Origin of the sequence: Streptomyces sp. NPDC091272 (genome assembly GCF_044757485.1) — a bacterium.
In the GTDB taxonomy this organism is placed as follows: Bacteria; Actinomycetota; Actinomycetes; order Streptomycetales; family Streptomycetaceae; genus Streptomyces.
Map to the genome: position 1 here is coordinate 461,791 of NZ_JBIVVC010000002.1, position 24,227 is coordinate 486,017.

The 24,227-nt window shown below is 70.3% G+C and carries 21 protein-coding genes; 10 read left to right on the plus strand and 11 right to left on the minus strand.

The annotated features are described in order from the left end of the window. Window positions 1-49 precede the first annotated feature (49 nt). Complete coding sequence (locus tag ACIQM4_RS06855; protein ID WP_401587044.1) at window positions 50-595, minus strand: DUF4245 domain-containing protein; 546 nt, start codon at window positions 593-595, stop codon at window positions 50-52. A gap of 221 nt (window positions 596-816) precedes the next feature. Here ACIQM4_RS06855 and glpX point away from each other — a divergent pair, with 221 nt between their 5' ends. After that, window positions 817-1,848, plus strand: coding sequence for a class II fructose-bisphosphatase (glpX, locus tag ACIQM4_RS06860; protein WP_401587046.1), 1,032 nt, complete (start codon window positions 817-819; stop codon window positions 1,846-1,848). Between the two features lie 151 nt (window positions 1,849-1,999). Here the strand turns inward: glpX and ACIQM4_RS06865 are convergent, their stop codons facing one another. Together ACIQM4_RS06865 and ACIQM4_RS06870 are read right to left on the minus strand one after the other, a co-directional pair. After that, entirely contained in the window at window positions 2,000-2,383 is a 384-nt protein-coding gene (locus ACIQM4_RS06865) for a WhiB family transcriptional regulator (protein WP_401587049.1), read from the minus strand. A gap of 170 nt (window positions 2,384-2,553) precedes the next feature. Continuing rightward, window positions 2,554-3,258 carry a DUF1707 domain-containing protein gene (locus ACIQM4_RS06870; RefSeq protein WP_401587051.1) on the minus strand — a complete coding sequence of 235 codons (705 nt, stop codon included), beginning with the start codon at window positions 3,256-3,258 and terminating at the stop codon, window positions 2,554-2,556. A 257-nt stretch (window positions 3,259-3,515) separates the two neighbouring features. On the opposite strand from ACIQM4_RS06870, the gene ACIQM4_RS06875 reads away from it, so the two are divergent. Together ACIQM4_RS06875 and ACIQM4_RS06880 are read left to right on the plus strand one after the other, a co-directional pair. Further along, on the plus strand, window positions 3,516-5,183 hold the full coding sequence (locus tag ACIQM4_RS06875; protein ID WP_401587054.1) for a fumarate hydratase: 1,668 nt from the start codon (window positions 3,516-3,518) through the stop codon (window positions 5,181-5,183). Between the two features lie 427 nt (window positions 5,184-5,610). Next, window positions 5,611-6,933 carry a hypothetical protein gene (locus ACIQM4_RS06880; protein ID WP_401587057.1) on the plus strand — a complete coding sequence of 441 codons (1,323 nt, stop codon included), beginning with the start codon at window positions 5,611-5,613 and terminating at the stop codon, window positions 6,931-6,933. 30 nt (window positions 6,934-6,963) lie between these two features. On the opposite strand, the gene ACIQM4_RS06885 is transcribed toward ACIQM4_RS06880, so the two are convergent. Beyond that, a complete protein-coding gene (locus ACIQM4_RS06885; protein WP_401587060.1) occupies window positions 6,964-7,851 on the minus strand; it encodes a trypsin-like serine peptidase in 888 nt (295 codons plus the stop codon). 16 nt (window positions 7,852-7,867) lie between these two features. Continuing rightward, on the minus strand, window positions 7,868-9,436 hold the full coding sequence (locus ACIQM4_RS06890) for a ricin-type beta-trefoil lectin domain protein (protein WP_401587062.1): 1,569 nt from the start codon (window positions 9,434-9,436) through the stop codon (window positions 7,868-7,870). Between the two features lie 107 nt (window positions 9,437-9,543). Between ACIQM4_RS06890 and ACIQM4_RS06895 the strand changes: the two genes are divergently transcribed. Beyond that, window positions 9,544-10,944: a class II fumarate hydratase gene (locus ACIQM4_RS06895; RefSeq protein WP_401587064.1), complete on the plus strand. Its 1,401-nt coding sequence runs from the start codon at window positions 9,544-9,546 to the stop codon at window positions 10,942-10,944. A gap of 82 nt (window positions 10,945-11,026) precedes the next feature. On the opposite strand, the gene ACIQM4_RS06900 is transcribed toward ACIQM4_RS06895, so the two are convergent. Next, complete coding sequence (locus ACIQM4_RS06900) at window positions 11,027-11,374, minus strand: VOC family protein (RefSeq protein WP_401587067.1); 348 nt, start codon at window positions 11,372-11,374, stop codon at window positions 11,027-11,029. 149 nt (window positions 11,375-11,523) lie between these two features. Between ACIQM4_RS06900 and ACIQM4_RS06905 the strand changes: the two genes are divergently transcribed. Beyond that, on the plus strand, window positions 11,524-12,207 hold the full coding sequence (locus ACIQM4_RS06905) for a DUF402 domain-containing protein (protein ID WP_401587070.1): 684 nt from the start codon (window positions 11,524-11,526) through the stop codon (window positions 12,205-12,207). A 266-nt stretch (window positions 12,208-12,473) separates the two neighbouring features. After that, a complete protein-coding gene (locus ACIQM4_RS06910) occupies window positions 12,474-14,342 on the plus strand; it encodes a SpoIIE family protein phosphatase (RefSeq protein ID WP_401587072.1) in 1,869 nt (622 codons plus the stop codon). A 172-nt stretch (window positions 14,343-14,514) separates the two neighbouring features. Here the strand turns inward: ACIQM4_RS06910 and ACIQM4_RS06915 are convergent, their stop codons facing one another. Next, on the minus strand, window positions 14,515-16,878 hold the full coding sequence (locus tag ACIQM4_RS06915; RefSeq protein ID WP_401587074.1) for a transglycosylase domain-containing protein: 2,364 nt from the start codon (window positions 16,876-16,878) through the stop codon (window positions 14,515-14,517). Between the two features lie 358 nt (window positions 16,879-17,236). Here ACIQM4_RS06915 and ACIQM4_RS06920 point away from each other — a divergent pair, with 358 nt between their 5' ends. After that, a complete protein-coding gene (locus ACIQM4_RS06920; protein ID WP_401587077.1) occupies window positions 17,237-18,184 on the plus strand; it encodes an SPFH domain-containing protein in 948 nt (315 codons plus the stop codon). After that, window positions 18,181-18,480 carry a hypothetical protein gene (locus tag ACIQM4_RS06925; RefSeq protein WP_401587079.1) on the plus strand — a complete coding sequence of 100 codons (300 nt, stop codon included), beginning with the start codon at window positions 18,181-18,183 and terminating at the stop codon, window positions 18,478-18,480. Before ACIQM4_RS06920 ends, ACIQM4_RS06925 begins: the two co-directional genes overlap by 4 nt. 113 nt (window positions 18,481-18,593) lie before the next feature. Here the strand turns inward: ACIQM4_RS06925 and ACIQM4_RS06930 are convergent, their stop codons facing one another. Next, entirely contained in the window at window positions 18,594-19,565 is a 972-nt protein-coding gene (locus tag ACIQM4_RS06930; protein WP_401588158.1) for a hydrogen peroxide-inducible genes activator, read from the minus strand. A 135-nt stretch (window positions 19,566-19,700) separates the two neighbouring features. Here ACIQM4_RS06930 and ACIQM4_RS06935 point away from each other — a divergent pair, with 135 nt between their 5' ends. Together ACIQM4_RS06935 and ACIQM4_RS06940 are read left to right on the plus strand one after the other, a co-directional pair. After that, window positions 19,701-20,255, plus strand: a complete 555-nt coding sequence (locus ACIQM4_RS06935) for a peroxiredoxin (RefSeq protein ID WP_401587081.1) — start codon at window positions 19,701-19,703, stop codon at window positions 20,253-20,255. 52 nt (window positions 20,256-20,307) lie between these two features. Beyond that, window positions 20,308-20,841: an alkyl hydroperoxide reductase gene (locus ACIQM4_RS06940; RefSeq protein ID WP_401587084.1), complete on the plus strand. Its 534-nt coding sequence runs from the start codon at window positions 20,308-20,310 to the stop codon at window positions 20,839-20,841. 79 nt (window positions 20,842-20,920) lie between these two features. On the opposite strand, the gene ACIQM4_RS06945 is transcribed toward ACIQM4_RS06940, so the two are convergent. From ACIQM4_RS06945 to ACIQM4_RS06955, 3 genes are all read right to left on the minus strand, one after another. Continuing rightward, window positions 20,921-21,664 (minus strand): hypothetical protein, encoded by a 744-nt coding sequence (locus ACIQM4_RS06945; protein ID WP_401587087.1) that lies wholly within the window; start codon window positions 21,662-21,664, stop codon window positions 20,921-20,923. Further along, window positions 21,661-23,058, minus strand: coding sequence for an AI-2E family transporter (locus ACIQM4_RS06950; protein WP_401587089.1), 1,398 nt, complete (start codon window positions 23,056-23,058; stop codon window positions 21,661-21,663). Before ACIQM4_RS06950 ends, ACIQM4_RS06945 begins: the two co-directional genes overlap by 4 nt. Before the next feature lie 136 nt (window positions 23,059-23,194). Next, on the minus strand, window positions 23,195-23,932 hold the full coding sequence (locus tag ACIQM4_RS06955) for a transglycosylase SLT domain-containing protein (protein WP_401587092.1): 738 nt from the start codon (window positions 23,930-23,932) through the stop codon (window positions 23,195-23,197). Window positions 23,933-24,227 lie beyond the last annotated feature (295 nt).

A 24,227-nucleotide genomic window follows, 5' to 3' on the forward strand; every position in this document is an offset into this window, starting at 1 on the left:
ACAGGTGCGGCGGCCCCTCCGTCGTGTCCGGACCGTCGCGTCCGGCGCCCTACGACCCCTGCGGCGCCTTCGCCTTCAAGGAGTTCGCCATCTCCGTGAGGCGGTCGTCGGGGGCCGTGCCGAGGACCACCGTCGTGGCGCCCTTGTCGGTGCGGACCAGGGCGTCGTACTTCTCGCCCTTCCACACCTGCCACGCCGCGTCACCGATCCGCTGGGTCCTGCCGGTGTTCTTCGCGGCGAGCGTGACCTTCGGGACGTACTTGTCCGGGGCGGCCGTGGACTGCTCCACCGCGACGTACTCCCGGTTGGGGTCGAGGAAGCCGAGGTGCCAGGCCTTGCCCTCGTCGCCCCGGTACGTCACCGAGGTCGCCCGCCACTCCTTGGGCAGGCCCTGCGGAGCGAGCACCGGATAGGGCGCGGACCGCTGCGCCGTGCTGAGCTCGACCCGGTAGTCGACCGTCTTGAGCGGGTCGGCCTTCTCGTCGTGCGGGATCACCGTGTAGATCACCGCGACCACGCCACCGATGACCGCCATCGAGAGCACCATGTCCCGGATCTTCTGATTGCCACGCTTCGCTGCTGCCACGTCCTCCATGGTCCCCCATGCAGGCGTCGCGATCGGTCGCGGGGCACGGTCCCGGAGGCGGCACCGGGCAGGGACGTAACCGATATGCCGCTCATACGTGCACCCCCTCTGCTCATTTTGTCGATGTACGGATAGAGTCGCAGGACCGTCCTCTTCCTGGTTTCCGGGTTTCCCCGGTACCTCATCCCCCGGCCGTCGCCGCCGTAGCCGTACAGAAAGGTGCGCACCCGATGACCGAGCACCAGCTCCCGTCGCCGCTCGAAGTCCCCGCCGAGGCCCCTGACCGCAACCTGGCCCTTGAGCTGGTACGCGTCACTGAGGCCGCCGCCATGGCCGCCGGCCGCTGGGTGGGCCGCGGTGACAAGAACGGCGCCGACGGCGCGGCGGTCAACGCCATGCGCACCCTCGTCTCCACCGTGTCGATGAACGGCGTCGTCGTCATCGGCGAGGGCGAGAAGGACGAAGCCCCGATGCTCTACAACGGCGAGCGGATCGGTGACGGCACCGGCGCCGAGGTCGACATCGCCGTCGACCCGATCGACGGCACCACCCTCAACGCCAAGGGGATGCCCAACGCGATCGCGGTGCTCGCCGCCGCCGACCGCGGGACGATGTTCGACCCGTCGGCCGTCTTCTACATGGACAAGCTGGTGACCGGTCCCGAGGCCGCCGACTTCGTCGACATCAACGCCCCCGTCTCGGTCAACATCCGCCGGGTCGCCAAGGCGAAGAACTCCACTCCCGAGGACGTCACGGTGATGATCCTCGACCGTCCCCGCCACGAGGGGATAGTGAAGGAGATCCGGGAGACCGGCGCACGCATCAGGTTCATCTCGGACGGCGACGTCGCCGGCTCGGTGATGGCCGTGCGCGAGGGCACCGGCGTCGACCTGCTGATGGGCATCGGCGGCACCCCCGAGGGCATCATCAGCGCCTGCGCGATCAAGTGCCTCGGCGGCACCATCCAGGGCAAGCTGTGGCCCAAGGACGACGCCGAGCGTCAGCGCGCCGTGGACGCGGGCCACGACCTGGACCGCGTACTGCACACCAACGACCTGGTCAGCGGCGAGAACGTGTTCTTCGTCGCCACCGGCATCACCGACGGCGAGCTGCTCCGCGGCGTCCGTTACCGCTCGGCGACCGCTACGACGCAGTCCCTGGTGATGCGCTCCAAGTCGGGCACGATCCGCCAGATCGACTCCACCCACCGCCTCTCCAAGCTGCGCGCCTACAGCGCGATCGACTTCGACCGCGCCAAGTAGAGCGGGTTCGGCGAAGTACAGCGAGCAGGGCGAAGCAGGGCAGCGCGCGGAGCAGGACAGGTGCGCAGGCAGGAAGCCGCGGGCGCGGCCGAGGGGGCGGGCCACCTTTTCACGGTGGCCGCCCCCTCGGTCGTACGCGTGTGACGTGCTCTCAGCCCGCTATGCGGTGGTCCTCCGCGCCGGGCGCCGCCTTCAGCTCCATCTCGCGCCTGCGCCGCCTGGCGAGCACCACCCGGCGCTCGGCGGCGGTGAGGCCGCCCCAGACGCCGTACGGCTCGGGCTGCAGCAGGGCGTGCTCGCGGCACGCGATCATCACGGGACAACGGGCGCAGACCCGCTTCGCGGCCTCCTCGCGCGAGAGCCTGGAGGCGGTCGGCTCCTTCGACGGGGCGAAGAACAGCCCGGCTTCGTCGCGGCGGCACACCGCCTCCGTGTGCCATGGGCCGGCCTGGTCCCGCTGATCACGGACCGGCGCCGGCGCACGCTGCGCGGGCACGGGGGCGACCTGCAAGGACTGATGCGGCGGTTGCAGCACGGTCTACTCCTGACGACGGCTTCGCGAGCGAGCGACGATGCGCAGTCCCTACCCGCTGTGCCGACGCCTATGCACAGGGTTTCGAACCATGTCCAGTACGCGTAGGGCGTGTTGAGTCGTCAGAAGCTTCGATTCCGCCCTCGTTCGGGTGAGATTCAACCGCCGGCGGGTCAGTGGCCGAGGTGCTTGCGCAGCCGGTCGTGCAGGTCGGCGATCAGCTTGCCGCGCCTGGGCTTGGCCTCGATGCTGCCGAACACCGCGAGGCCGTTGACGACCACCACCGGCGCCTGGGGGTCCTCGGCCTCCAGGGTGCGGACCTCGAAGCTGCCGAAGATCCCGTTGCCGCTGCCGCGCAAGGTGATGTTCTCCGGCACCCGGATCTCGACGCTGCCGAAGACGGAGGTGGCGTTGATGGTGGTGAGCCGCTGTGCGAACAGCGCCTCGGTCAGGTCGATCTCAATGCTCCCGAAGAGCGAGAAGGCATTGGTGCGCGCGCCGACCCGCCAGCGGCCCCTGCGGGTGGCGCTGCTGAAGACGGCGACGAGGCTGTCCGCCTCCTGGCCGCTCCCGCCGCCCTCGTACGTGTCGTACGGGGTGTACGACGCCGACGGGGCGGGGCCGGGGTCCCGGAGCCCGCCGCCCGGCGTGGGCAGGTCGCTCACCAGGGGCGCCAGCTCGGCCTGGGTCTTGGCGCGGTAGACGGCTTCGATGCGCTCGCCGTGCTCCTCGGCGTCGAGGCGGCCCTCGGCCATGGCCTCGCGCAGGATGTCCGCGATCCGGTCACGGTCCGCGTCGGAGGCGCGCAACGAGGTCTGCTGCGCCGTCGGTGCGGGCGGCTTCTGAAGGGTCGGCCGGTGCTTCTTTTCGAGGTCCACCCGCTCACCGTACCGAAACGCGATAGATCGCGACAGGGGGCGGAGTGCGCCACCCACCCGATCCCGCGCGACAGTGAGCCCTTCGGCCCCACGACAGGTGAGGCCCACGCCCCCGTGACAGGTGAGGCCCACGCCCCCGTGACAGGTGAGCCCTACCTCACTGCCGCGGGGGCCGGGGGCCGTCATACGCTGGTGGGCGCGCCGTGCCAATGGGGGTACGACGACACTGTCTGCCCGCCTAGTGAGGAACGGCCGAAATGCCAGAGTTTGCGTACTCCGATCTGCTGCCGCTGGGAGAGGACACCACGCCGTACCGGCTGGTGACCTCCGAGGGTGTCTCCACCTTCGAGGCCGACGGGCGTACGTTCCTCAAGGTCGAGCCCGAGGCGCTGCGCACGCTGGCGGCCGAGGCCATGCACGACATCTCGCACTACCTGCGCCCCGCCCACCTGGCGCAGCTGCGGCGCATCATCGACGACCCGGAGGCCTCCGGGAACGACAAGTTCGTCGCCCTCGACCTGCTGAAGAACGCGAACATCGCAGCGGCGGGCGTGCTGCCGATGTGCCAGGACACCGGCACGGCGATCGTGATGGGCAAGCGCGGGCAGAACGTGCTGACCTCGGGCGGCGACGAGGAAGCCCTGTCGCACGGCATCTTCGACGCGTACACCAAGCTCAACCTGCGGTACTCGCAGATGGCCCCGCTGAACATGTGGGAGGAGAAGAACACCGGGTCGAACCTCCCCGCGCAGATCGAGCTCTACGCGACCGACGGCGGTGCGTACAAGTTCCTGTTCATGGCGAAGGGCGGCGGCTCCGCCAACAAGTCGTTCCTGTTCCAGGAGACGAAGGCGGTGCTCAACGAGGCCTCCATGATGAAGTTCCTGGAGGAGAAGATCCGCTCGCTGGGTACGGCGGCCTGCCCGCCGTACCACCTGGCGATCGTGGTCGGCGGCACCAGCGCCGAGTTCGCCCTGAAGACCGCCAAGTACGCCTCCGCGCACTACCTGGACGAGCTGCCGTCCGAGGGTTCGCCGACCGGGCACGGCTTCCGGGACCAGGAGCTGGAGCAGAAGGTCTTCGAGCTGACCCAGAAGATCGGCATCGGGGCGCAGTTCGGCGGCAAGTACTTCTGCCACGACGTGCGGGTGGTGCGGCTGCCGCGGCACGGCGCCTCGCTGCCGGTCGCCATTGCGGTGTCCTGCTCCGCGGACCGCCAGGCGACGGCGAAGATCACGGCCGACGGCGTGTTCCTGGAGGAGCTGGAGAAGGACCCGGCGCGGTTCCTGCCGGACACCACGGACGAGCACCTGGACACGGAGGAGGACGTCGTCCGGATCGACCTCAACCGGCCCATGGACGAGATCCTCGCCGAACTGACCAAGTACCCGGTCAAGACCCGGCTCTCGCTCACCGGGCCGCTGGTCGTCGCCCGTGACATCGCGCACGCGAAGATCAAGGAGCGGCTCGACGCGGGCGAGGAGATGCCGCAGTACCTGAAGGACCACCCGGTGTACTACGCGGGCCCGGCCAAGACCCCCGAGGGCTACGCGTCGGGCTCCTTCGGCCCGACCACCGCCGGACGCATGGACTCCTACGTGGAGCAGTTCCAGGCGGCGGGCGGCTCGAAGGTGATGCTGGCGAAGGGCAACCGCTCCAAGCAGGTCACGGACGCGTGCGGCACGCACGGCGGCTTCTACCTCGGCTCGATCGGCGGCCCGGCGGCCCGGCTGGCCCAGGACTGCATCAAGAAGGTCGAGGTCGTCGAGTACGAGGAGCTCGGCATGGAGGCGGTCTGGAAGATCGAGGTGGAGGACTTCCCCGCGTTCGTCGTGGTCGACGACAAGGGCAACGACTTCTTCACGGCCCCGGCGGCCCCGCCGCTCGTCACCAGCATCCCGGTCCGGGGGCCGGGTCTGGCGTAGGCCCCCGGGGCCCCTGGGCGGGGCCGCGCCCCGGGGCGCGGGCGGGTCTACCCGACCCTGTCCCGTAGGCCCCGGGGCGGGGCCGGTCTCCCCCGGCCCCGCCCGACCGCCCCGTACGGCATTCGGGTCACCCTCCGCGATGCGTCCGCGCGGAGGGTGACGTGTGTCCGAGGGTGGGCCCATGGATCCAGGTCCCCCCGCACCCGAACCACCCCCGGCACCGGAACCGGACCCCGCCCGAGCCACGGAAGCGGACCCCGGCCCCGCACCCGACCCCGCCCGAGCCACGGAAGCGGACCCCGGCCGAGCCTCGGAACCGGGCCCCGACCACCGGCCGGACCCCGCCCCCGGCCCCGCACCTGCACCTGCACCTGCACCTGCACCCGACCGAGCCACGGAACCGGACCCCGACCACCCGCCCGGCCCCGTGCCCGTCCCCCGCTGGGCGCGGACCGCCGCGCGGGTCACGTGGGGCCTGTTCTTCCTGTCCCTCGTCGCCGCCTGCGTCTGCGCGTACCTCTACTTCGGCCGCGAGAGCCCGAGCCCCGGGCACACCGAGCGGGCCGGCTGGGCGTCGCTGCTGATCTCGTGCTGCGCGGTGGGGCTCTTCGGCGCCGCCGTACTGTGCAAGCCGTATCTGCTGACGGTGCACCGGTGTGCGCTGATGGCCGGCGCCGCCACGCTGATCTTCGCCGCGGGCATCGGTGTGACCTGGTACGTCGTCTCGCACGACCAGGTCACCGACACCATCGTCGGCGCCCCGCTGCTCTCCGAGCGCGACAGCACGGCCTTCCTGGCCAGGACGCTGCCCGGGGTGAAGCTGCGGCAGATCCCGACCGGCATCTTCGTGCAGAGCTCGAAGTTCACCTCCCCCGAGGAGGTGGAGGTGAGCGGTTACGTCTGGCAGCGGTACGGGGCCGACGTCCCCGCGCAGAGCATGGGCGTCGTCTTCCCGGAGGCGACCGACGGCTACGACGAGGTGCAGGAGGCGTACGACACCAGGAGCACCGACGGCCGCCGCCTCAAGGGCTGGCACTTCAAGGTGACGCTGCGCCAGAACTTCAACTACAAGCACTACCCGCTGGACAAGCAGAACGTCTGGCTGCGGATGTGGTCGAAGGCCACCTTCACCAACGACGTCCTGGTGCCCGACTTCGCCGCGTACCCGCCCTGGAGGTACGGCCGGATCGGGCTCGACCAGGACACGGTGACCTCCGGCTGGAGCCCGTACTACACGGGCTGGAGCTTCGGGATGCACGACTACACGATGACGCAGGGGCTGACCGACTGGGACAAGCCCTTCAAGTCGGCGCCCGAGCTGTACTTCAACGTCGGGATGGAGCGGGAGTGGGCCGGGCCGATGACGGGGCGGCTGATCCAGTCGTTCTTCATCTCGGCGGTGATGTTCCTGGCCCTGTTCGTCTTCACCAAGGACGACGGCAAGAACCCGCGGTTCGGCTTCTCGGCGTGGACGGCGATCTCCTTCGCGGTGACCCTGCTGCTGGTCGTGGTGGTGGACCAGCAGCAGATCCGGGAGATCGCCGGGGACACGTCGCTGACGTATCTGGAGTATCTGGCGATCTCCCAGTACATCGTCATCACGGGCATCTTCGCGAACGCCATCATGCTCGGCACCGACACCGACCGGCGGGTCATCGAGTGGCGGGACAACATGCTGGCCACGCTGTTGTACTGGCCGGTGCTCGTGGGGCTGTTCTTCGGGTTCACGGTGCTGGTGTTCGCGGGGTGAGCGGGGTGAGCGGGGTGAGGCGCCCCGTCGCTACCTCAGCTGCTGGGCCTGGAAGAGGGCCTTGGCGGTGCTGTTGAACATCGCGCCCCACGCCACGTCCTTGGACCCGGGGCCGCCGGGCCTGGCGCTGGTCACGCCGACCTGGACGTCCTTGCGGCCGGCCCGTCGGTCGTACCAGGGTCCGCCGCTCGCCCCGTTGGTCATCCGGCACGGCCTGAGCTGGGAGCCGCCGGCCAGCCGGTCGTCCTTGACCGGGGTGGCGTTGCCCGCGCAGTACTGGAGCGCCTTGCCGTCGTACGGCGGCAGGAACGGGTAGCCGAGCGCGAGGCGCCGGCCGGCCGGCCGCGCGGTGAAGACGGCGCGGCGGGAGCCGGTCACGTCCTGGACGTGCCGGCCCCGGTCGTCCGTGGCGAGGGTGACGAAGGCGAAGTCGGCGGCGTGGTCCTCGTCCCGGGTCCAGGCGGCGGCGACGCCGACGGCACGGGAGGGGTAACTCCCGTAAGGGGCCTTGCCGTTGTCGTAGCCGGGGACGAAGAGGAGTGACTTCATCGCGCCGCCCACCGCAGCCAGGTGCACGCAGTGGCCGGCGGTGGCGACGACATCGCGGTTGGCGGAGGTGACGACGGCGGCCGTGCAGGTGGCCTTCTGCCCGGCGGGCAGCACCATGAACAGGCGCCCGACGTGTGCGACGTCCGCGGCGTCCCCGACCCAGGGGACGCCGGCGGGCGGCTCGTCACCCAGGGTCCGGTCCCGCGCCCCGGTGGCGGCGACCGCCTCCCGCATCCGCTCGGCGGTCCAGTACGCGCGCACCGACTCGGCGTCCTCCCCGACGGGGGCCGGGGAGGACACGGGAGCCGGCAGCGCCGGGGCAAGCGTCGCGGCGAGTGCGGCGACGGTTACGGAGAGTGCTGTGATCATGCTCCGAACGTAAGGCTTACGCGAACTGTTGGCTCGGCGAGTTGTCGCAGGCCCGGAGCTTCAGCGGGTCCTTGGCGGCCGAGAGGGTGACGCACAGTCCGGTGGCGGCGGCCGGGCGGAGGGTGGCTCCCTGCTGCACGAACTTCTGGTTGGCGGCGCCGGAGCAGTTCCACAGGACCAGCGGGGCGCCCGCCTCGTACTTGGCGCCGGGTACGTCCAGGCACCGGTCGTGGCTCAGTTCCGTACGCAGCGACTGCTGGGCCGTGTCGTACCACCAGCCCTGGTTGCGCCCGCCATGGCAGTCCCAGCCGCCGACGGCGGTGCCGTTGCGGGTGACGGACCCCGGGGCGTCCAGACAGCTGCCGGTGGCGGCGTTCTTCAGCGGCTTGAACTTGTCGTCCCACGCGCCGGGCACCAGCACCGGGCTGCCCGTGGACGCCGGGTCGGCGCAACTTGCCTCACGGGAGGAGGAGTTGTAGATCTGGCTGAGGCAGGAGGCGAAGGCGGCGTGACCGCGGACGTTCGGGTGGAAGGACTGGCGTACGGAGTTCTCGTCCGGGGTGCCCGGCTTGGAGAGGTCGATGAACAGGCCGCGTGCCCAGGTGTCCTCCGAGCAGACCTCGTGGCCCTGGAAGAGGCGCGAGTTGTCGAGGTAGGTGGCGCCGGTCGAGGCGGCAGCCCTGCGCATCCCGCGCTCGAAGGCGGGGACGGCGACGTTGCGGCCCCAGGCGGTGTCGGAGTCGTAGCCGAGACCGCCGCAGACGAGCTTGCCGGGGAAGTTCGGGTTGTCCTTGAAGTCGGGGCCGATCGGGCTCGGGTAGCCCATCACGACGAGCTTGTAGTCGGAGTCCGCGTACCCGGCCCCGGTCATGGTGGTCCGCAGGTCGCGGACCGTCTGCTCGACCTTCGGCACGAGAGCGTCGACGCGCGCCTGCCAGCCGCCCGCGTACTTGGACTCGCACGGCCCCTGGAGGGTCAGGTAGCGGGTCACGCAGTCCGTCATGACGGGGCCGAACTGGAGGTCGTCGTTGGCGCCCGCGACGAGCACCACCATCTTGATCCTCGTGTTGCGGGCCTTGATCGCGAGGCTGTCGCTCTGCACCAGCTCGTCGGCGTACTGCTTGCTGCCGCCGATCCTGATGTTTCCGGTGTAACCGCCCGAGCAGGAGACGTTGTACGTCACGTCGGCGGCGATCGAGGTCCGGTGGATCGCGGCGTCGGGCGAACGGTGGCACCAGTTGGTGGGCCCGTTGGTCGGCGCCTCGTACGTCCCGGTGCCCTCGCCGGAGATCTCGCTGTCACCGAGCGAGATCAGCCCGGTCTTGCGCTCCGCCATCGGCCGCTCGGCCGGCGAACCGTACAGCTTGGTGGCCTCGGCCGCCCTGATCGCCTCCAGCTCGGGCGGGAGGGGGCTGGCTGCGGCAGCCTTGGTCACACCGGCCTCCGCCGCGGTGGCGGTGGTCGCGGCCGTCGCCGTCATGGTGCCGACGGCCGCCGCGAGCGCGGCGGCCACGGCGAGGGTGCTGCGGAATCTGTGCCCGGTGCTGTGGGGGTGTGGGGGCTTGCCCCGGCAGGAGTACAGCATTGCGCCTCCCCGGCTGGTTGTTACCCGAGGTATTTACTGGCCGGTAGCGCACTTGGGAATACCCAGAACAAGACAACCGCTCAACTTTTGCAGGAGGTATGGCAACGATGACGACGGACGAATACCGGATCGAGCACGACTCCATGGGCGAGGTGCGGGTCCCCGCCCACGCCAAGTGGCGGGCCCAGACCCAGCGGGCGGTGGAGAACTTCCCGATCTCGGGGCAGCGGCTGGAGCGCGCCCACATCGAGGCGCTGGCCCGCATCAAGGCGGCTGCTGCGAAGGTCAACGCGGAGCTCGGCGTACTGGACCAGGACGTCGCCTCCGCGATCGCCGACGCGGCGGACGAGGTCGCCCGCGGCGACTGGGACGAGCACTTCCCGGTGGACGTCTTCCAGACCGGCTCGGGCACGTCGTCCAACATGAACATGAACGAGGTGGTGGCGACCCTGGCGACGGAGCGGCTCGGCGGGGACGGCGCGTCCGTCCACCCGAACGACCACGTGAACGCCTCCCAGTCGTCCAACGACGTGTTCCCCTCCTCGATCCACATCGCGGCGACGGCCGCCGTGAGCGCCGACCTGATTCCGTCCCTGGAGCATCTGGCGGCCGCCCTGGAGCGCAAGTCGGCCGAGTTCGCGGACGTGGTCAAGTCGGGCCGCACCCACCTCATGGACGCCACCCCGGTAACCCTCGGCCAGGAGTTCGGCGGCTACGCGGCGCAGGTCAGGTACGGGGTGGAGCGGCTGCGCGCCTCCCTGCCCCGGCTCGCCGAACTCCCCCTCGGCGGCACGGCGGTGGGCACCGGCATCAACACCCCGCCCGGCTTCTCGGCCGCGGTGATCGCGGAGGTTGCCCGCGCCACCGGCCTGCCGCTCACCGAGGCCCGCGACCACTTCGAGGCGCAGGGCGCCAGGGACGGCCTGGTCGAGACCTCGGGACAGCTCCGTACGATCGCCGTCTCACTCACCAAGATCGCCAACGATCTGCGCTGGATGGCCAGCGGTCCGCGCACCGGTCTGGCCGAAATCAACCTGCCGGACCTCCAGCCGGGCTCGTCGATCATGCCGGGCAAGGTCAACCCGGTGGTTCCGGAGGCGGTCCTGATGGTCGCCGCCCAAGTCACCGGCAACGACGCGACGGTCGCCGTCGCCGGCGCGGCCGGCAACTTCGAGCTGAACGTGATGCTCCCCGTCATCGCCAAGAACGTCCTCGAATCCGTGCGCCTGCTCGCCAACTCCACCCGCCTGCTCGCCGACCGGACCGTCGACGGCATCACGGCCAACCGGGAACGGGCACGGGAGTACGCGGAGTCCTCCCCGTCCGTCGTCACCCCGCTGAACAAGTACATCGGCTACGAGGAGGCGGCGAAGGTCGCCAAGAGGTCGGTGGCCGAGCGGATGACGGTCCGCGAGGCCGTGATCGAGGGCGGGTACGTGGCACGGGGCGACCTCACGGAGGCCCAACTGGACGCGGCCCTTGACGTGTTGAGCATGACGCGGCCGTAGCGGCACGCGAGGGGGCGGGCGGACCCGCACATCGCCCGACCCCCTCCCGGGCCCTCCTTGCCCCCGCGCGTCCCGAGTGCGCTCAGCGGTGGCCCAGCACGTTGACCACCCGGCCGTTCGGGTCCCGGACGAAGAACCGCCGTACCCCCCACTCCTCGTCCTGCAACGGGTGGACGATCTCCGTGCCGTTGTCCCGCATCAGCGCGTACGCCGCGTCCACGTCGTCCACCTCAACGCTCAGATCGGGCACCACCGGCGCGGTCCTGTCCTCGGCCATCACGCTTACCTGCGCCGCCGGGACGGACGGAGATGCGAGGGTCATGATCCAGCCGTGGTTCATCACCTCCTCGAAACCCAGCAGTCCGTAGAACTCCCGGCTCTCCTCCATGGCTTCCGAGCGGATGTTGGGCACGACACGGCGAACGGTCATCGACGGCTCCACAGCTGGCGGTCGGATACGTGTACCCCTCAGGACTACTACGGCACTCGGGCCGCCGCCCGCACCCGCGTCACGCGGCCCGTGCCCCGGCCGTGATCCACCTCGCTGCGCCCGGCACTCCCTGCTCCTAAAATCTGCCCATGACAGAGCACACGGGTGAGGCAGTCGGGTCGGACGGGGAGAAGTGGGCGCCTGGGGACCAGATCCTCTGGCGGTACCGGGACAACGCCTCGCCGCGCATCCACATCTGCCGGCCCGTGACCGTCGTGCAGGACACCGACGACCTCCTCGCGGTGTGGATGGCGCCGGGCACCCGCTGCGTGAGGCCCGTCCTCGCGGACGGCACCCCGGTGCACCAGGAGCCGCTGGAGACCCGGTACACGAAGGCACGGACCACGACCACCTCGCGGTGGTTCGGAACCGGGGTGCTGAAGCTGGCGCGGCCCGGGGACCCGTGGTCGGTGTGGCTGTTCTGGGAACGCGGCTGGCGGTTCAAGAACTGGTACGTGAATCTGGAGGAGCCACTGGCCAGGTGGGCGGGCGGGGTCGACTCGCAGGACCACTTCCTGGACATCGCGGTGGCGCCCGACCGCCGCTGGACGTGGCTGGACGAGGACGAGTTCGCGCAGGCACGGCAGGTGGGTCTGATCGGGGAGCAGCAGGCCCGGGAGGTGCGGGCGGCGGGGCTGGCCGCCGTACGGGCCGTGGAGGCATGGGGGGCGCCGTTCGCGGACGGATGGGAGAACTGGCGGCCCGATCCCCGCTGGGCGGTGCCGGAGCTCCCCGATGACTGGGACCGCATCCCGGCGCACATGACGACGTGAGACTCTTGATGCGCCCCCAGGGTCCAAACGTAGGATCGTCCTCCGGAAGACTGCGCGCCCGGCAGTCGACAGCCGACAACTACCGGGCGTACAGCAGGACCTGACCGTATGTCACCAAAGGGGGGTGGTTCAGTGAATCTGCACGGGAAAGTGTGCGGATCTGTAACGTTCACAGGCCACCTTTCTGTCGACGCCGCCCGCAGAGCGGGTATATCGCACACAGCGATTGCAGCGCACGAGCTCCCCGGACGGACGGAACCCCACGCGTGACGGAGCAGCAGTCCACCTCCCACGAAGGCCGGCAGCCCTTGGTCGCCAGGCCCCACGAGCGCGCCCGGCCGCGGCAGGAGCCGGAGGAAGAGTCCGCCATGGCCGCTGCGGCGGGCGGGGTGCCGGGCCCAGGGGGAGGCACTCCCCCGGCCAGGTCCGAGGGTGACCGGCTGCGGTTCGTCGGAGCCGCGACCCGCCGGATCGCCCGGGGCATCGACCTGGACGAGATCGTGCTGGGACTGTGCCGGGCGTCCGTGCCCACCTTCTCCGACGCGATCCTGGTCTATCTGCGCGATCCGCTGCCGGTCGGCGACGAACGGCCCGCCGTGCCCTTCATGCTGCGGCTGCGGCGCACCGACAGACTCCGCCTCGGCGACGAGGGCCAGGTGGGCGAGGAACTGGACGCCGTGGTGGGTGACGGTTCGCCCGCCCAGCAGCTGTGCGAGGTGCTCAGCGGCGGTGCGCTGGCCGAGGTGCTGCGCGGGGTGCGGCCGGTGTTCGGCGACGCGTCCTCCGTGCGCATCGCGCTGCCCGAACTGCTCGGCGCCGAGTGCGGGCTGCCGAACGGGCGGCGCGCGATACTCGCCCCGCTCCGGGGCCGCCGCCGGGTGATCGGCGCGGCCGTCTTCCTGCGCAGGCCCGAACGGGCCGCGTTCGAGGCCAACGACCTTCTGGTGGCGGCGCAGTTGGCGACGCACACCGCACTGGGCATCGACAAGGCCGTGCTGTACGGGCGCGAGGCCTACATCGCGGACGAGTTGCAGCGGACCATGCTGCCGGACTCGCTGCCGCGCCCGACGGGCGTGAAGTTGGCGTCCCGCTACCTCCCGGCCGCCGAGACCGCCCGGGTCGGCGGGGACTGGTACGACGCGATCCCGCTGCCGGGCAGCCGGGTGGCGCTCGTCGTGGGCGACGTCATGGGGCACTCGATGACATCGGCGGCGATCATGGGCCAGTTCCGGACCACCGCCCAGACACTGGCCGGGCTCGACCTGCCGCCGCAGGAGGTCCTGCACCACCTGGACGAGCAGGCCCAGCGACTCGGCACGGACCGCATGGCGACGTGCATGTACGCCGTCTACGACCCCGTCTCGCACCGGATCACCATCGCCAACGCCGGCCATCCGCCGCCCATCCTGCTGCACCTGGGCGGCCGGGCCGAGGTGCTGCGGGTGCCACCGGGGGCGCCGATCGGTGTCGGGGGCGTCGACTTCGAGGCGGTGGAGCTGGACGCCCCGGCGGGCGCCACGCTGCTGCTCTACACGGACGGCCTCGTCGAGTCCCGGCTGCGGGACGTGTGGACGGGCATCGAGCAGCTGCGGGAACGGCTCGCCGCCACCGCGCAGTTGACCGGCCCCGACCACCCACCGCCCCTTGAGGCGCTCTGCGACGACGTCCTGGACATGCTCGGCCCCGGCGACCGGGACGACGACATCGCGCTGCTCGCGGCCCGCTTCGACGGGATCGCGCCGAGCGACGTCGCGTACTGGTTCCTGGAGCCGGAGGAGCAGGCGCCCGGCCGGGCGCGCAGGCTGGCCAGGCGGGCGCTGGAGCGCTGGGGACTCGAAGAACTGTCGGACTCGGTGGAGCTGCTGGTCAGCGAGGTCGTCACCAACGCGGTGCGGTACGCGGAACGGCCGGTGACCCTGCGGCTGCTGCGTACGGACGTACTGCGCTGCGAGGTCGGCGACGACTCCCCGCAGTTGCCCCGCCAGCGGCGGGCCAGGGACACGGACGAGGGCGGGCGCGGGCTCTTCCTGGTGAACCGGCTGGCACGGAAGTGGGGCGCGACCCGGCTGAGCAGCGGAAAGGTCGTCTGGTTCGAACTGGCCCTGCCCGGTTCCGGCCCGGAGGAGCAACGCTAGCTCCGCACGCGCCGGGCCCGCGTTGCTCCGCCACGGTGCACGCCGTCGACGGGCCGGTACAGCGAAACGGCGGGCCCCCCACCCTCGCGAGGGTGGGGGGCCCGCCGTTTCGCTGTATCGGCGCTACCGGCCGCGGCACGGAGGTTACTGGCCGCCGGCCGCGGCACGGAGGTTACTGGCCGCCGTTGGCGTTGCCGCCCTGGTCGCCGCCGCCGTTCTGGCCGCCGTTCTCGTTGCCTTCGGCGGCGCCGCCGTTGGCACCGCCGGGATCGGTGCCCGGGTCCGGGTCGGGGTCCCAGCCGCCGTTGGACTGGCCCTGGTTCTCACCGCCCTGGTTCTCGCCGCCCTGGTCCTGACCCTGGTCCTGGCCCTGGTCGGTGCCCGCGTCGTCGCCCGGCGTCTCGGTGGGCGTCGGGGATTGCTGCGTGGGCGTGTCCTCGGGCGTGGGCGTGATCTCGGGCTCCGGCGGCGGCGTGGTCTCGACCGGCGGCGGGGTGGTCTCCGGCGGCGGGGCAGGCGTCTCGTACTGGGCGCCCTCCTTGACCTCCAGGTCGAACTCGGCCGCCTTCTCCTTGGCACTCAGCGCACCCAGCGTGTACTCGCGCCAGATCTCGGCGGGGAAACCACCACCGTTGGCGCGGCCCGCGTTGGCCGTACCGGTGAGAGAGACCTGCTTGCCGGACTTGGGGTCCTGGCCGAAGAGCGCGACGGCGGTGGCGAGCCTGGGGGTGTAGCCGGCGAACCACGCCGACTTGTTCTCCTCGGAGGTACCGGTCTTGCCGGCCGCCTCGTACTCGTCACTGTCGGCCCGCTTGCCGGAACCTTCCTTCATCACGTTCTGCAGGACGGACGTGGTGGTGTCGGCGGCCTGCCGGTCGATGCCGCCGGAGTCGCTGATGCCCACCGGCTTGATGTCCGGGCGGTCCTTGTGGGAGGCCTGCTTGACGATCGAGGGCGTCATCCTCTTGCCGTGGGCGGCGAGGGAGGCGTACGCACCCGCCATGTCCATGGTGTTGGCGCTCATGGTGCCCAGGGACATCGCGGGGCTCGTGCCGAAATCTCCGCGGTTCTGCATGCCGGCCCGCATCGCGGTGTCCCGTACGTGACCGGGACCGACATCCACGATCATCTGCGCGAAGACGGAGTTGACGGACTTGGCCATCGCCTTCTGGACGGTGACGTCGCCGAGGTCCTCGTCGTCCTCGTTCTGCGGGCTGAACGGGGTGTCGCTGCCGACCACGGGACGCCTGCTGGTGCCGTCGTAGATCGTGTTGGCGGTGATCGGCTCGCCGTCCTGCGTCTCCGAGCCGTTCTCCAGCGCGGACGCGAAGATGAACGGCTTGAAGGTGGAGGCCGGCTGGTAGTCGGTGCGGGTGGCGTTGCTGATCTGGTGGTTGATGAACTCCGCGCCGCCGTAGAGCGCGACCACTGCGCCCGTCTTCGGGTCCACCGAGGTGGCGCCCGCCTGGACGGTCGCGTCCACCTTGTTGCCGTTCCGGTCCAGCTTGGACTCCAGGCGCTTGTCGACCGCCTTCTCCAGGTCCTTCTGGCGCTTCTTGTCGATGTTGAGGGTGATCGTCCACCCCCCGGCCGCGAGCTGCTCCTCGGTGACGTCCTCTCGGACCTTGAGCTGCTGTTTCGCGGCCTCGACGAGGTAGCCGACCTGGCCCTTCATGCCGGCCGGCGGCTGCTGCTTCTGGACCTTGGGGAACTTCATGCCGGCCCGGTCGGCCTGCTTGAGCTTGCCCATCTTGACCATGTTGTCGAGGACGTAGTTCCAGCGCTCGATGACGAGTGCCTTGCTCCGCGGGGTCGCGTTCAGGACGTCGTAGCTGCTGGGCGCCTGGAGCAGGGCTGCCAGGTAGGCGCCCTCCTCGACGGACAGCTTCTCGACGGGCTTGCCGTAGTAGGCCTGGGCCGCGGCCTGGATGCCGGCGGCGCCACGCCCGTAATAGCTGGTGTTGATGTAGCCGAGGAGGATCTCCTGCTTCGACTTCTGGTCGTCGACCTTGAGTGAGATCACCAGCTCCTTGAGCTTGCGGCTGATCGTCTGGTCGGGCGTGAGGTAGTAGTTCTTCACGTACTGCTGGGTGATCGTCGAGCCACCCTGCTTGCCCTTGCCGGTGACGGTGTTGAGCAGACCTCGGGCGGTGCCCTTGAAGTCGATGCCCTCGTCCTCGAAGAACGACATGTTCTCGGCGGCCACGAACGTCCACTGGACGTCCTTGGGGATCTTGTCCAGGTCGACGTTCTCCCGGCTGGGCCCCTCACCGCTGCCGGTACGGCCCAGGACGGTGCCGTCGCTGTACTTGTAGACGTTGCTCTGCCTCATCGCCGCAGCGTTGCCCGTCGCCGGCACGTCGATCGACATGTAGAGCGCCAGGAAGGCGCCCATCCCGAGCAGACAGATCCCGAAGAACGTTCCCAGCATCTTCTTCCAGGTGAAGAAGCGGCGTATGCCGCCCTTCTCCTTCCCGGCAGCCCGGCCCCGGCGCGCCCCGCTCTGCCGGGCCCTGCGCTCATCCGCTCGGCCCATTGGTCAGTTGCTCCGCTTCTCAAGTCTCGCCAGTCATACTCGCCGGTCTCTCTCCGGACACTCACACGATCAGCTCAGAAAGCTAACACCGCCGGAAAGGACAAAACGGTGCTGATCACCTCTTTTATGGACGTGACAATCAGCACCCACCTCTAAGGAACCGACGAACAAGCGTGCCCAAAGGTTGCCGGATGAGGGAGAAGTTGAGGAAGTGAATCCGAATCGAGTCTTTGCGGGGGCGTCCGGGTTCATTGCCAGGGCACCTCGGACGCGTTAAAGTGATATCACTTTGCTAGACAGTCGGTCGGCCGCCGCTCATCCGGCGACCGACCGGTCACGCACAGAAACGGGGATCACCATGACGACCACCGCACACACGCCCTCCGACGGCCCTCCCGCCGACCTCCCTGAGATGCCCGCCCCCCGCGTCACCGAGTTCCCGGCACACAGCATCGCCGGCGGGCTCGCACTCCTCCTCGGCCTGCTCGGCATCGTCGTCGCGGCGGGGCTGATCGCGATCGGCATCGCCGCCGCGGCAGTGGGCCTCAAGGTCGCCCTCATCGTGCTGGGCATCGTCCTCTTCTTCGCCGCCGTGTTCGCGATGAGCGGGCTGAACATGGTCGCGCCCGGCGAGGCCCGCGTGGTCCAGCTCTTCGGCCGCTACCGGGGCACCATCCGCACCGACGGCCTGCGCTGGGTCAACCCGCTGACCTCCCGCAACAAGATCTCCACCAGGGTCCGCAACCACGAGACCGCCGTCCTGAAGGTCAACGACGCGTACGGCAACCCGATCGAGCTGGCGGCGGTCGTCGTCTGGCGGGTCGAGGACACCGCGCAGGCCAGCTTCGAGGTGGACAACTTCCTGGAGTTCGTCTCCACCCAGACCGAGGCTGCCGTACGGCACATCGCCATCGAGTACCCGTACGACTCGCACGACGAGGAGGGCCTGTCGCTGCGCGGCAACGCCGACGAGATCACCGAGAAGCTGGCGATCGAGCTGCACGCCCGCGTCGAGGCGGCCGGCGTCCACATCATCGAGTCCCGCTTCACCCACCTCGCATACGCCCCGGAGATCGCCTCCGCGATGCTCCAGCGGCAGCAGGCCGGTGCGGTCGTGGCGGCGAGGAAGCTGATCGTGGAGGGCGCCGTGGGCATGGTCGAACAGGCACTGGCCCGCATCACCGAGCAGGACATCGTCGAGCTGGACGAGGAGCGCAAGGCCACCATGGTGAGCAACCTCCTGGTGGTGCTGTGCGGCGACCGCGCCGCCCAGCCGGTCATCAACACGGGTTCGCTCTACCAGTGAGCGACGGCGCCGAGGAGGGGGCGGAGGCCCCCGCCCCCTCCGCCAGGCCCCGGCGCGAGGCCCGCAAACAGGTACTGCTGCGACTGGACCCGAAGGTGTACGACGCGTTGGCCCGCTGGGCCTCCGACGAGTTCCGCAGCGCGAACGCACAGATCGAGTTCCTGCTCCGTAAGTCCCTCCTCGACGCGGGCCGACTCCCGAAACACACCGGCCCGCTGCCGAGACGGGGCCGCCCACCGAAGGGCCCGGAGGACCGGCCGCAGGGGGAGCGGCAGGACCCGGCGGACGAGAGCTAGCAGCGGGCCGGGGCCCCGGATCAGACCTGACCTGCCCCAGGGCCCCGGCCCAGGTCAGGTCAGGTCAGGCGTACCGGCAGCCTGGCCCAGGTCAGGCGGACCGGCAGCCCGGGTCAGGTCAGGCGGACCGGCAGTTCCCCCAGCGCCCCCCTCAGCGCCTCCGCCAGTTCCGTGAACTCCTGCGCGCGGGCCGTTCCCGCGCGCATCGCGAAAGCGATCCGTCGCGACGGGGCGGGGTCCGCGAAGTATCCGGTCACCAGGGCCGGGTCGCGGCCGGTCTCCACCTGGACCGCCGTGCGCGGCAGCAGCGTGACGCCGAGGCCGCCCGCGACCAGCTGCACCAGGGTGGACAGCCCGGCCGCTGTCGTCGTCACCGGGCCGCCGTCCTCCCGGCCCACCTCGCGGCACACGTCCAACGCCTGGTCCCGCAGGCAGTGACCCTCGTCCAGCAGCAGCAGGTGCAGTTCACGCAGGGCCTCGCGCGGAATGTCGTCGCGCCCCGCGAGCCAGTGCTCGTCCGGCATGACGAGCACGAAGTCCTCGTCGAAGAGGGGGAGTTCGGTCACCCCCGGCACCCCCAGCGGCACCGCGAGCAGCAACAGGTCCAGCCGGCCCGCCGCCAGCCCCTCCACGAGGGAGGAGGTCTGCTCCTCGTACACCTGGAGATCCAGCGACGGGTACCGCTCGTGCACCAGCCGCAGCACCGTCGGCAGCAGGTACGGGGCGACCGTCGGGATCACCCCAAGCCGCAGCACCCCCGTGAACGGCGCCCGCGCCGCCTCCGCCTCCTCCAGCAACGAGCCGACCGCGTCGAGCACCACCCCGGCCCGCACCGCGAGCCGCTCCCCCGCCGCCGAGAGCAGCACCTTGCGCGTCGTGCGCTCGACGAGCTGCACCCCGAGGACCTCCTCCAGCGCGGACACCGCCCCGGACAGCGCGGGCTGACTCATCCCGATCGCCGCCGCCGCGTCCCTGAAGTGCAAGGACTCCGCCACGGCGACGAAGGCCCTGAGCTGGGCGAGCGTGGGCTGCCTCTTGGCGTTGCTGACTGCGATGACTGCGCTCCGTATCGTCCAGGTCCGGATATCGATAGGTCCTACCGATCAAACTACACGCATCCACCGATTTCACTGATCAGTGACTCCATGGCAGGGTAACCACAGTCCAACCCGCCAGAAATGCCGCTAAGCGGCCTTTCCTCTCCGTCCAAGAGGAGCCCCATGCTTACCGTTGGTGACAAGCTTCCCCCGTTCGAACTGAGTGCCTGCGTCTCCCTGGAGAAGGGCAAGGAGTTCGAACAGCTCACCCACAAGTCGTACGAGGGTCGCTGGCTGGTTCTCTTCGCTTGGCCCAAGGACTTTACTTTCGTCTGCCCGACCGAGATCGCCGCGTTCGGCAAGCTGAACGAGGAGTTCGCGGACCGCGACGCGCAGATCCTCGGCTTCTCCGGTGACTCCGAGTTCGTGCACCACGCCTGGCGCAAGGACCACCCGGACCTGACCGACCTGCCCTTCCCGATGCTGGCCGACTCGAAGCACGAGCTCATGCGTGACCTCGGCATCGAGGGCGAGGACGGCTTCGCGCAGCGCGCCGTCTTCATCATCGACCCGAACGGTGAGATCCAGTTCACCATGGTCACCGCCGGTTCCGTCGGCCGTAACCCCAAGGAGGTCCTCCGGGTCCTCGACGCGCTGCAGACCGACGAGCTGTGCCCGTGCAACTGGAGCAAGGGCGACGAGACCCTGGACCCGGTCGCGCTGCTCTCGGGCGAGTAAGAACCCCCGACGAACGCCCGACCGCACGGACCACAGAACGGATTGATCTGACATGGCACTCGACGAACTGAAGTCCGCCGTCCCCGACTACGCCAAGGACCTGCGCCTCAACCTGGGCTCGGTCATCGGCAACAGCGACCTCCCGCAGCAGCAGCTGTGGGGCACCGTGCTGGCCTGCGCGATCGCCTCGCGCTCGCCGAAGGTGCTGCGCGAGCTGGAGCCCGAGGCGAAGGCGAACCTCTCCGCCGAGGCGTACACGGCGGCCAGGTCCGCCGCCGCGATCATGGCGATGAACAACGTCTTCTACCGCACGCGCCACCTGCTCTCCGACCCGGAGTACGGGACGCTGCGCGCGGGCCTGCGGATGAACGTCATCGGCAACCCGGGTGTCGAGAAGGTCGACTTCGAGCTGTGGTCCCTCGCGGTCTCCGCGATCAACGGCTGCGGCCAGTGCCTCGACTCGCACGAGCAGGTCCTGCGCAAGGCGGACGTGTCCCGCGAGACCATCCAGGAGGCCGTCAAGATCGCCGCGGTGATCCAGGCGGTCGGCGTCACCCTCGACTCCGAGGCCGTGCTCGCCGAGTAGTCGTACGTGGGACACAGGTGAAGGGGCCCCGCCGGTCGGTACCGGTGGGGTCCCTTCGCATGTGTCCCGGTCCCTGTCCCTATCCCCGCAGGGCCTCCATCGCCGCCCGCATGTCCGCCTCCATCAGCGGCTTCAGCGGAGTCAGGTCCACCGCGCCGGTCTCGTCGCCCTCGTCCGCCCGGTTGAGCGCCGTCTCCAGCAGCAGTACCGCGCCGCCGTGCTGCACCGCGAGGGTCATCGACTCGCCGCCGTAGTCGAGTGCGAAGAAGTACGCCTTGTCACCCAGGCCCGGCACGGGGCTCAGCCGTCCCGCGAGGCCGGTCTGTGCGTCGCCCTCGACGCCGCCGTGGTCGAGCCGCAGCCGGGCCTCGAACTCGGGGCCGGGGTCGGTGAGCCGGTGCTGCTCGACGCTGAAGTGGACCAAGTAACTCCGGCGCTTGCCGTCCGTGACCTGCGACCGCAGCTGGACCGAGCAGTCGAGCCGGTCCAGGGCCAGGTCGTGGAAGGCGTTGGAGTAGCCGGCCGCCGTGTCGACGCGGCCCAGCCTGGCCGACATCGCCGGGAGCCGCACCTTCTCGCAGCTGCGCCGCTCCAGCCGGTAGCCGTGCTGCTCGGGTCCCTGGCCGCCGTACGCGTACAGCCCGGCCGCCCACAGCGCCGAGGCCGCCACCGCCCCGCCGAGCGCCCACAGCCACGGCTGCCGCCGCCACTCCCGCGCGCCCGTCCGCGACCGGTCCACGCGCGAGGGGCCGCCGTCCGGGAGCATCGTCCCGGGCGGCGGCCCCTCGTCCGGTCCCCCGACCAGTTCCGGCTCGGATATCACTCCCGGCCGGCTTCCCCGGGCTCGTCGGGGACCGGCGGCAGCGGGGGCTGGGCCGGCGGCGGGTTGGAAGGGGAGCCCTCCACCGCGACCTGCACCGGGGGCGGGGTGGGCGCCAGGTCGACGGCTGTCGCCCCGTGCGGCTTGGGGGCGGCCTTCAGCGCGTTCTCCTTGGCGTGCGCGCGGAGGTAGCCGATCGCCGTGTTGAGCACCGCGACCAGCGGTACCGCGACGACCGCGCCGCCGATGCCGGCCACCAGCCCGCCCGCCGCGACCGACAGGACGACGGCGAGCGGGTGCACCCGTACCGCACGGCCCAGGATGAACGGCTGCAGGATGTGGCCCTCGATCTGCTGGACGGCGAGGACCACGATCAGCACCATCAGTGCGATGAACGGGCCGTTCGCGACGATCGCCACCACCACCGCGAGTGCGCCCGAGATCACCGCGCCGACCAGCGGGATGAACGCGAACAGGAAGATCAGGACGGCCAGCGGCACCGCCATCGGGACGCCCAGGAAGTACAGGCCGAGACCGATGAAGATGGCGTCGATCATGGCCACTATCACCGTGCCCCGCACATAGGCGGTGAGCGTGCGCCAGGCGCGCGGTCCGGCGCCGGCCATGCCGGGGCGGGCGTTGACCGGGACCAGCTTGAGCGTCCACTGCCACACCTTCTTGCCGTCGTACAGCAGGAAGAGCGTGGAGAACATCGCCAGGAGCATCCCCGTCATCATCTCGACGAGGACGGTGACGCCCTGGAGTCCGGCGGAGGTGATCTCCTGGACGTTGGTGCCGATCGTGTCGCTGAGGTTCTTCGAGATGTCGTTGATCTGCTGCTCGGTCACGTGGAACGGGCTGTTGAGCAGCCACGCGCGCAGGTCCTGGATGCCCTGCTGGACCTTCTCGGTGAGGTCCTGGGCGTTGTCCATTATCTGCCAGACCACGAACCAGCCGATCAGGCCCATGATCACGAAGCCGAGGATGGCGGTGAGCGCGGTGGCGAGACCGCGCGGCAGGCCGAGCCTCTTCAGCCGGGCCACGGTCGGCTGGAGCAGCGCGGTGACCAGCAGCGCGCCCATGAAGGCGAACGCGACCAGCTGCACCTGGCTGATGATCTGGCCGAGCACCCAGATGGTGCCCGCCAGGACGAGCAGTCGCCAGCCGGCCTCGGCGGCGACCCGCATCCCCCACGGCACGGCGTCCACGGGGTCGGGCCTGGCGGCCACGGCGGGGGCGTAGTCGGGCGGCGGGGGGATGTGATCGGGCACGTCGTGCTCGTGGCTCGGGTGCGCGTGGGGGTCGGCCGCGGCTTCGGCGCGGCGCTCCTCCAGTCGCTCTCCCATGTGGGTGAGGCGGGTTCCGAGCCCGCCGAGCCACCCTGGCGTCTTCGACATGATTCTTCCTCTTCCCCCCACGACGCCCCCCGGTGAATGACCGACCTGACCGTACACGTGCGAAGCCCCCCACCGTAGGACGGTGAGGGGCTCCACAACGTTGAGCCGGGGCAACGAGTACCCCGGTTCCGCGCTCCTAGTACCAGTGGTTGGACTGCCAGAAGTCCCAGGCGCCACAGGGGCTGCCGTACCGGTCGTTCATGTAGTTCAGGCCCCACTGGACCTGGGTGGCCGGGTTGGTGCGCCAGTCGTCGGCGACCGAGGCCATCTTGGAGCCGGGGTTGGACTGGACGAGGCCGTAGGCGCCCGAGCTCGGGTTCACGGCCTGGTAGTTCCACGTCGACTCGTGGTTGACGATCGTGGAGAAGCACTGGAACTGGTCCGCCGGGACGATCTGACGGGCGATCGCCTTGACCTGCTCCACGGTGTACGAGGACTGCTGCTCGAAGGAGGAGGAGTCGCGGCTGGCGGACCGGCTCGCGACCTCGCTCTGCTCCTCGCGCTCCTTGGCCTCCTGCTCGGCCTTCTCCTTGGCCGCCTTCTCCTCGGCGGCCTTGGTGTCGGCCGCCTTCTTCTTGGCCTTGGCGTCGTCGGCGGCCTGCAGACGCGCCGTTTCCTCGGCGGTCTTCTTGGCCGCTTCGTCCGCGACGGCGGCCTGGACGTCGGCCTGCTGCGCGAGGGAGGCGGTCGCCACCTGGGCCTGCTGGCCGGCGGGGATGTCCGCGAGGAGAGTCGTCGTGTCGGCGGCGGCTGCCTCGAAGTTGTTGTCGCCCGACGACTGAGGGTCGCCCGATGCGACGCCCACGACGGCGCCGACAGTGGTGACCGCGGTGGCGGAGGCCACTGCGAATCCCCGAACCGAAATCCGGCTCACACGGTTTCCTTCCAGCAGCATCCGCACCGGTGACCCTCGCGGACGCAATCGCACCCCTGGCGCTGGCCTCCCTACGTGCTGTGTCACGGGAGGCACGGACCCGGTGGGCAACTCCCGCAGGAGTGCTCCGTGTTACTCGGGCGGCATACGGCGAAGTCTGTTGATTTGTGTGGTGTTGCACCTCTGGAGGTGCGGGTGTGCCGTATGCGGGGCCTGACGGAAGCAAGACTCTGCCGGATGGTCAGGCACTGAATCAATTCTTACCTACGTGTGAAAGGTCACATCGGTTTCGCGG

Excerpts from the sequence above, each read along its gene's own strand:
- ACIQM4_RS06855 (WP_401587044.1), bottom strand. The coding sequence starts at position 595 with ATGGAGGACGTGGCAGCAGCGAAGCGTGGCAATCAGAAGATCCGGGAC.
- glpX (WP_401587046.1), top strand. The coding sequence starts at position 817 with ATGACCGAGCACCAGCTCCCGTCGCCGCTCGAAGTCCCCGCCGAGGCC.
- ACIQM4_RS06875 (WP_401587054.1), top strand. The coding sequence starts at position 3,516 with ATGCCAGAGTTTGCGTACTCCGATCTGCTGCCGCTGGGAGAGGACACC.
- ACIQM4_RS06885 (WP_401587060.1), bottom strand. The coding sequence starts at position 7,851 with ATGATCACAGCACTCTCCGTAACCGTCGCCGCACTCGCCGCGACGCTT.
- ACIQM4_RS06890 (WP_401587062.1), bottom strand. The coding sequence starts at position 9,436 with ATGCTGTACTCCTGCCGGGGCAAGCCCCCACACCCCCACAGCACCGGG.
- ACIQM4_RS06895 (WP_401587064.1), top strand. The coding sequence starts at position 9,544 with ATGACGACGGACGAATACCGGATCGAGCACGACTCCATGGGCGAGGTG.
- ACIQM4_RS06900 (WP_401587067.1), bottom strand. The coding sequence starts at position 11,374 with ATGACCGTTCGCCGTGTCGTGCCCAACATCCGCTCGGAAGCCATGGAG.
- ACIQM4_RS06905 (WP_401587070.1), top strand. The coding sequence starts at position 11,524 with ATGACAGAGCACACGGGTGAGGCAGTCGGGTCGGACGGGGAGAAGTGG.
- ACIQM4_RS06915 (WP_401587074.1), bottom strand. The coding sequence starts at position 16,878 with ATGGGCCGAGCGGATGAGCGCAGGGCCCGGCAGAGCGGGGCGCGCCGG.
- ACIQM4_RS06920 (WP_401587077.1), top strand. The coding sequence starts at position 17,237 with ATGACGACCACCGCACACACGCCCTCCGACGGCCCTCCCGCCGACCTC.
- ACIQM4_RS06935 (WP_401587081.1), top strand. The coding sequence starts at position 19,701 with ATGCTTACCGTTGGTGACAAGCTTCCCCCGTTCGAACTGAGTGCCTGC.
- ACIQM4_RS06940 (WP_401587084.1), top strand. The coding sequence starts at position 20,308 with ATGGCACTCGACGAACTGAAGTCCGCCGTCCCCGACTACGCCAAGGAC.
- ACIQM4_RS06950 (WP_401587089.1), bottom strand. The coding sequence starts at position 23,058 with ATGTCGAAGACGCCAGGGTGGCTCGGCGGGCTCGGAACCCGCCTCACC.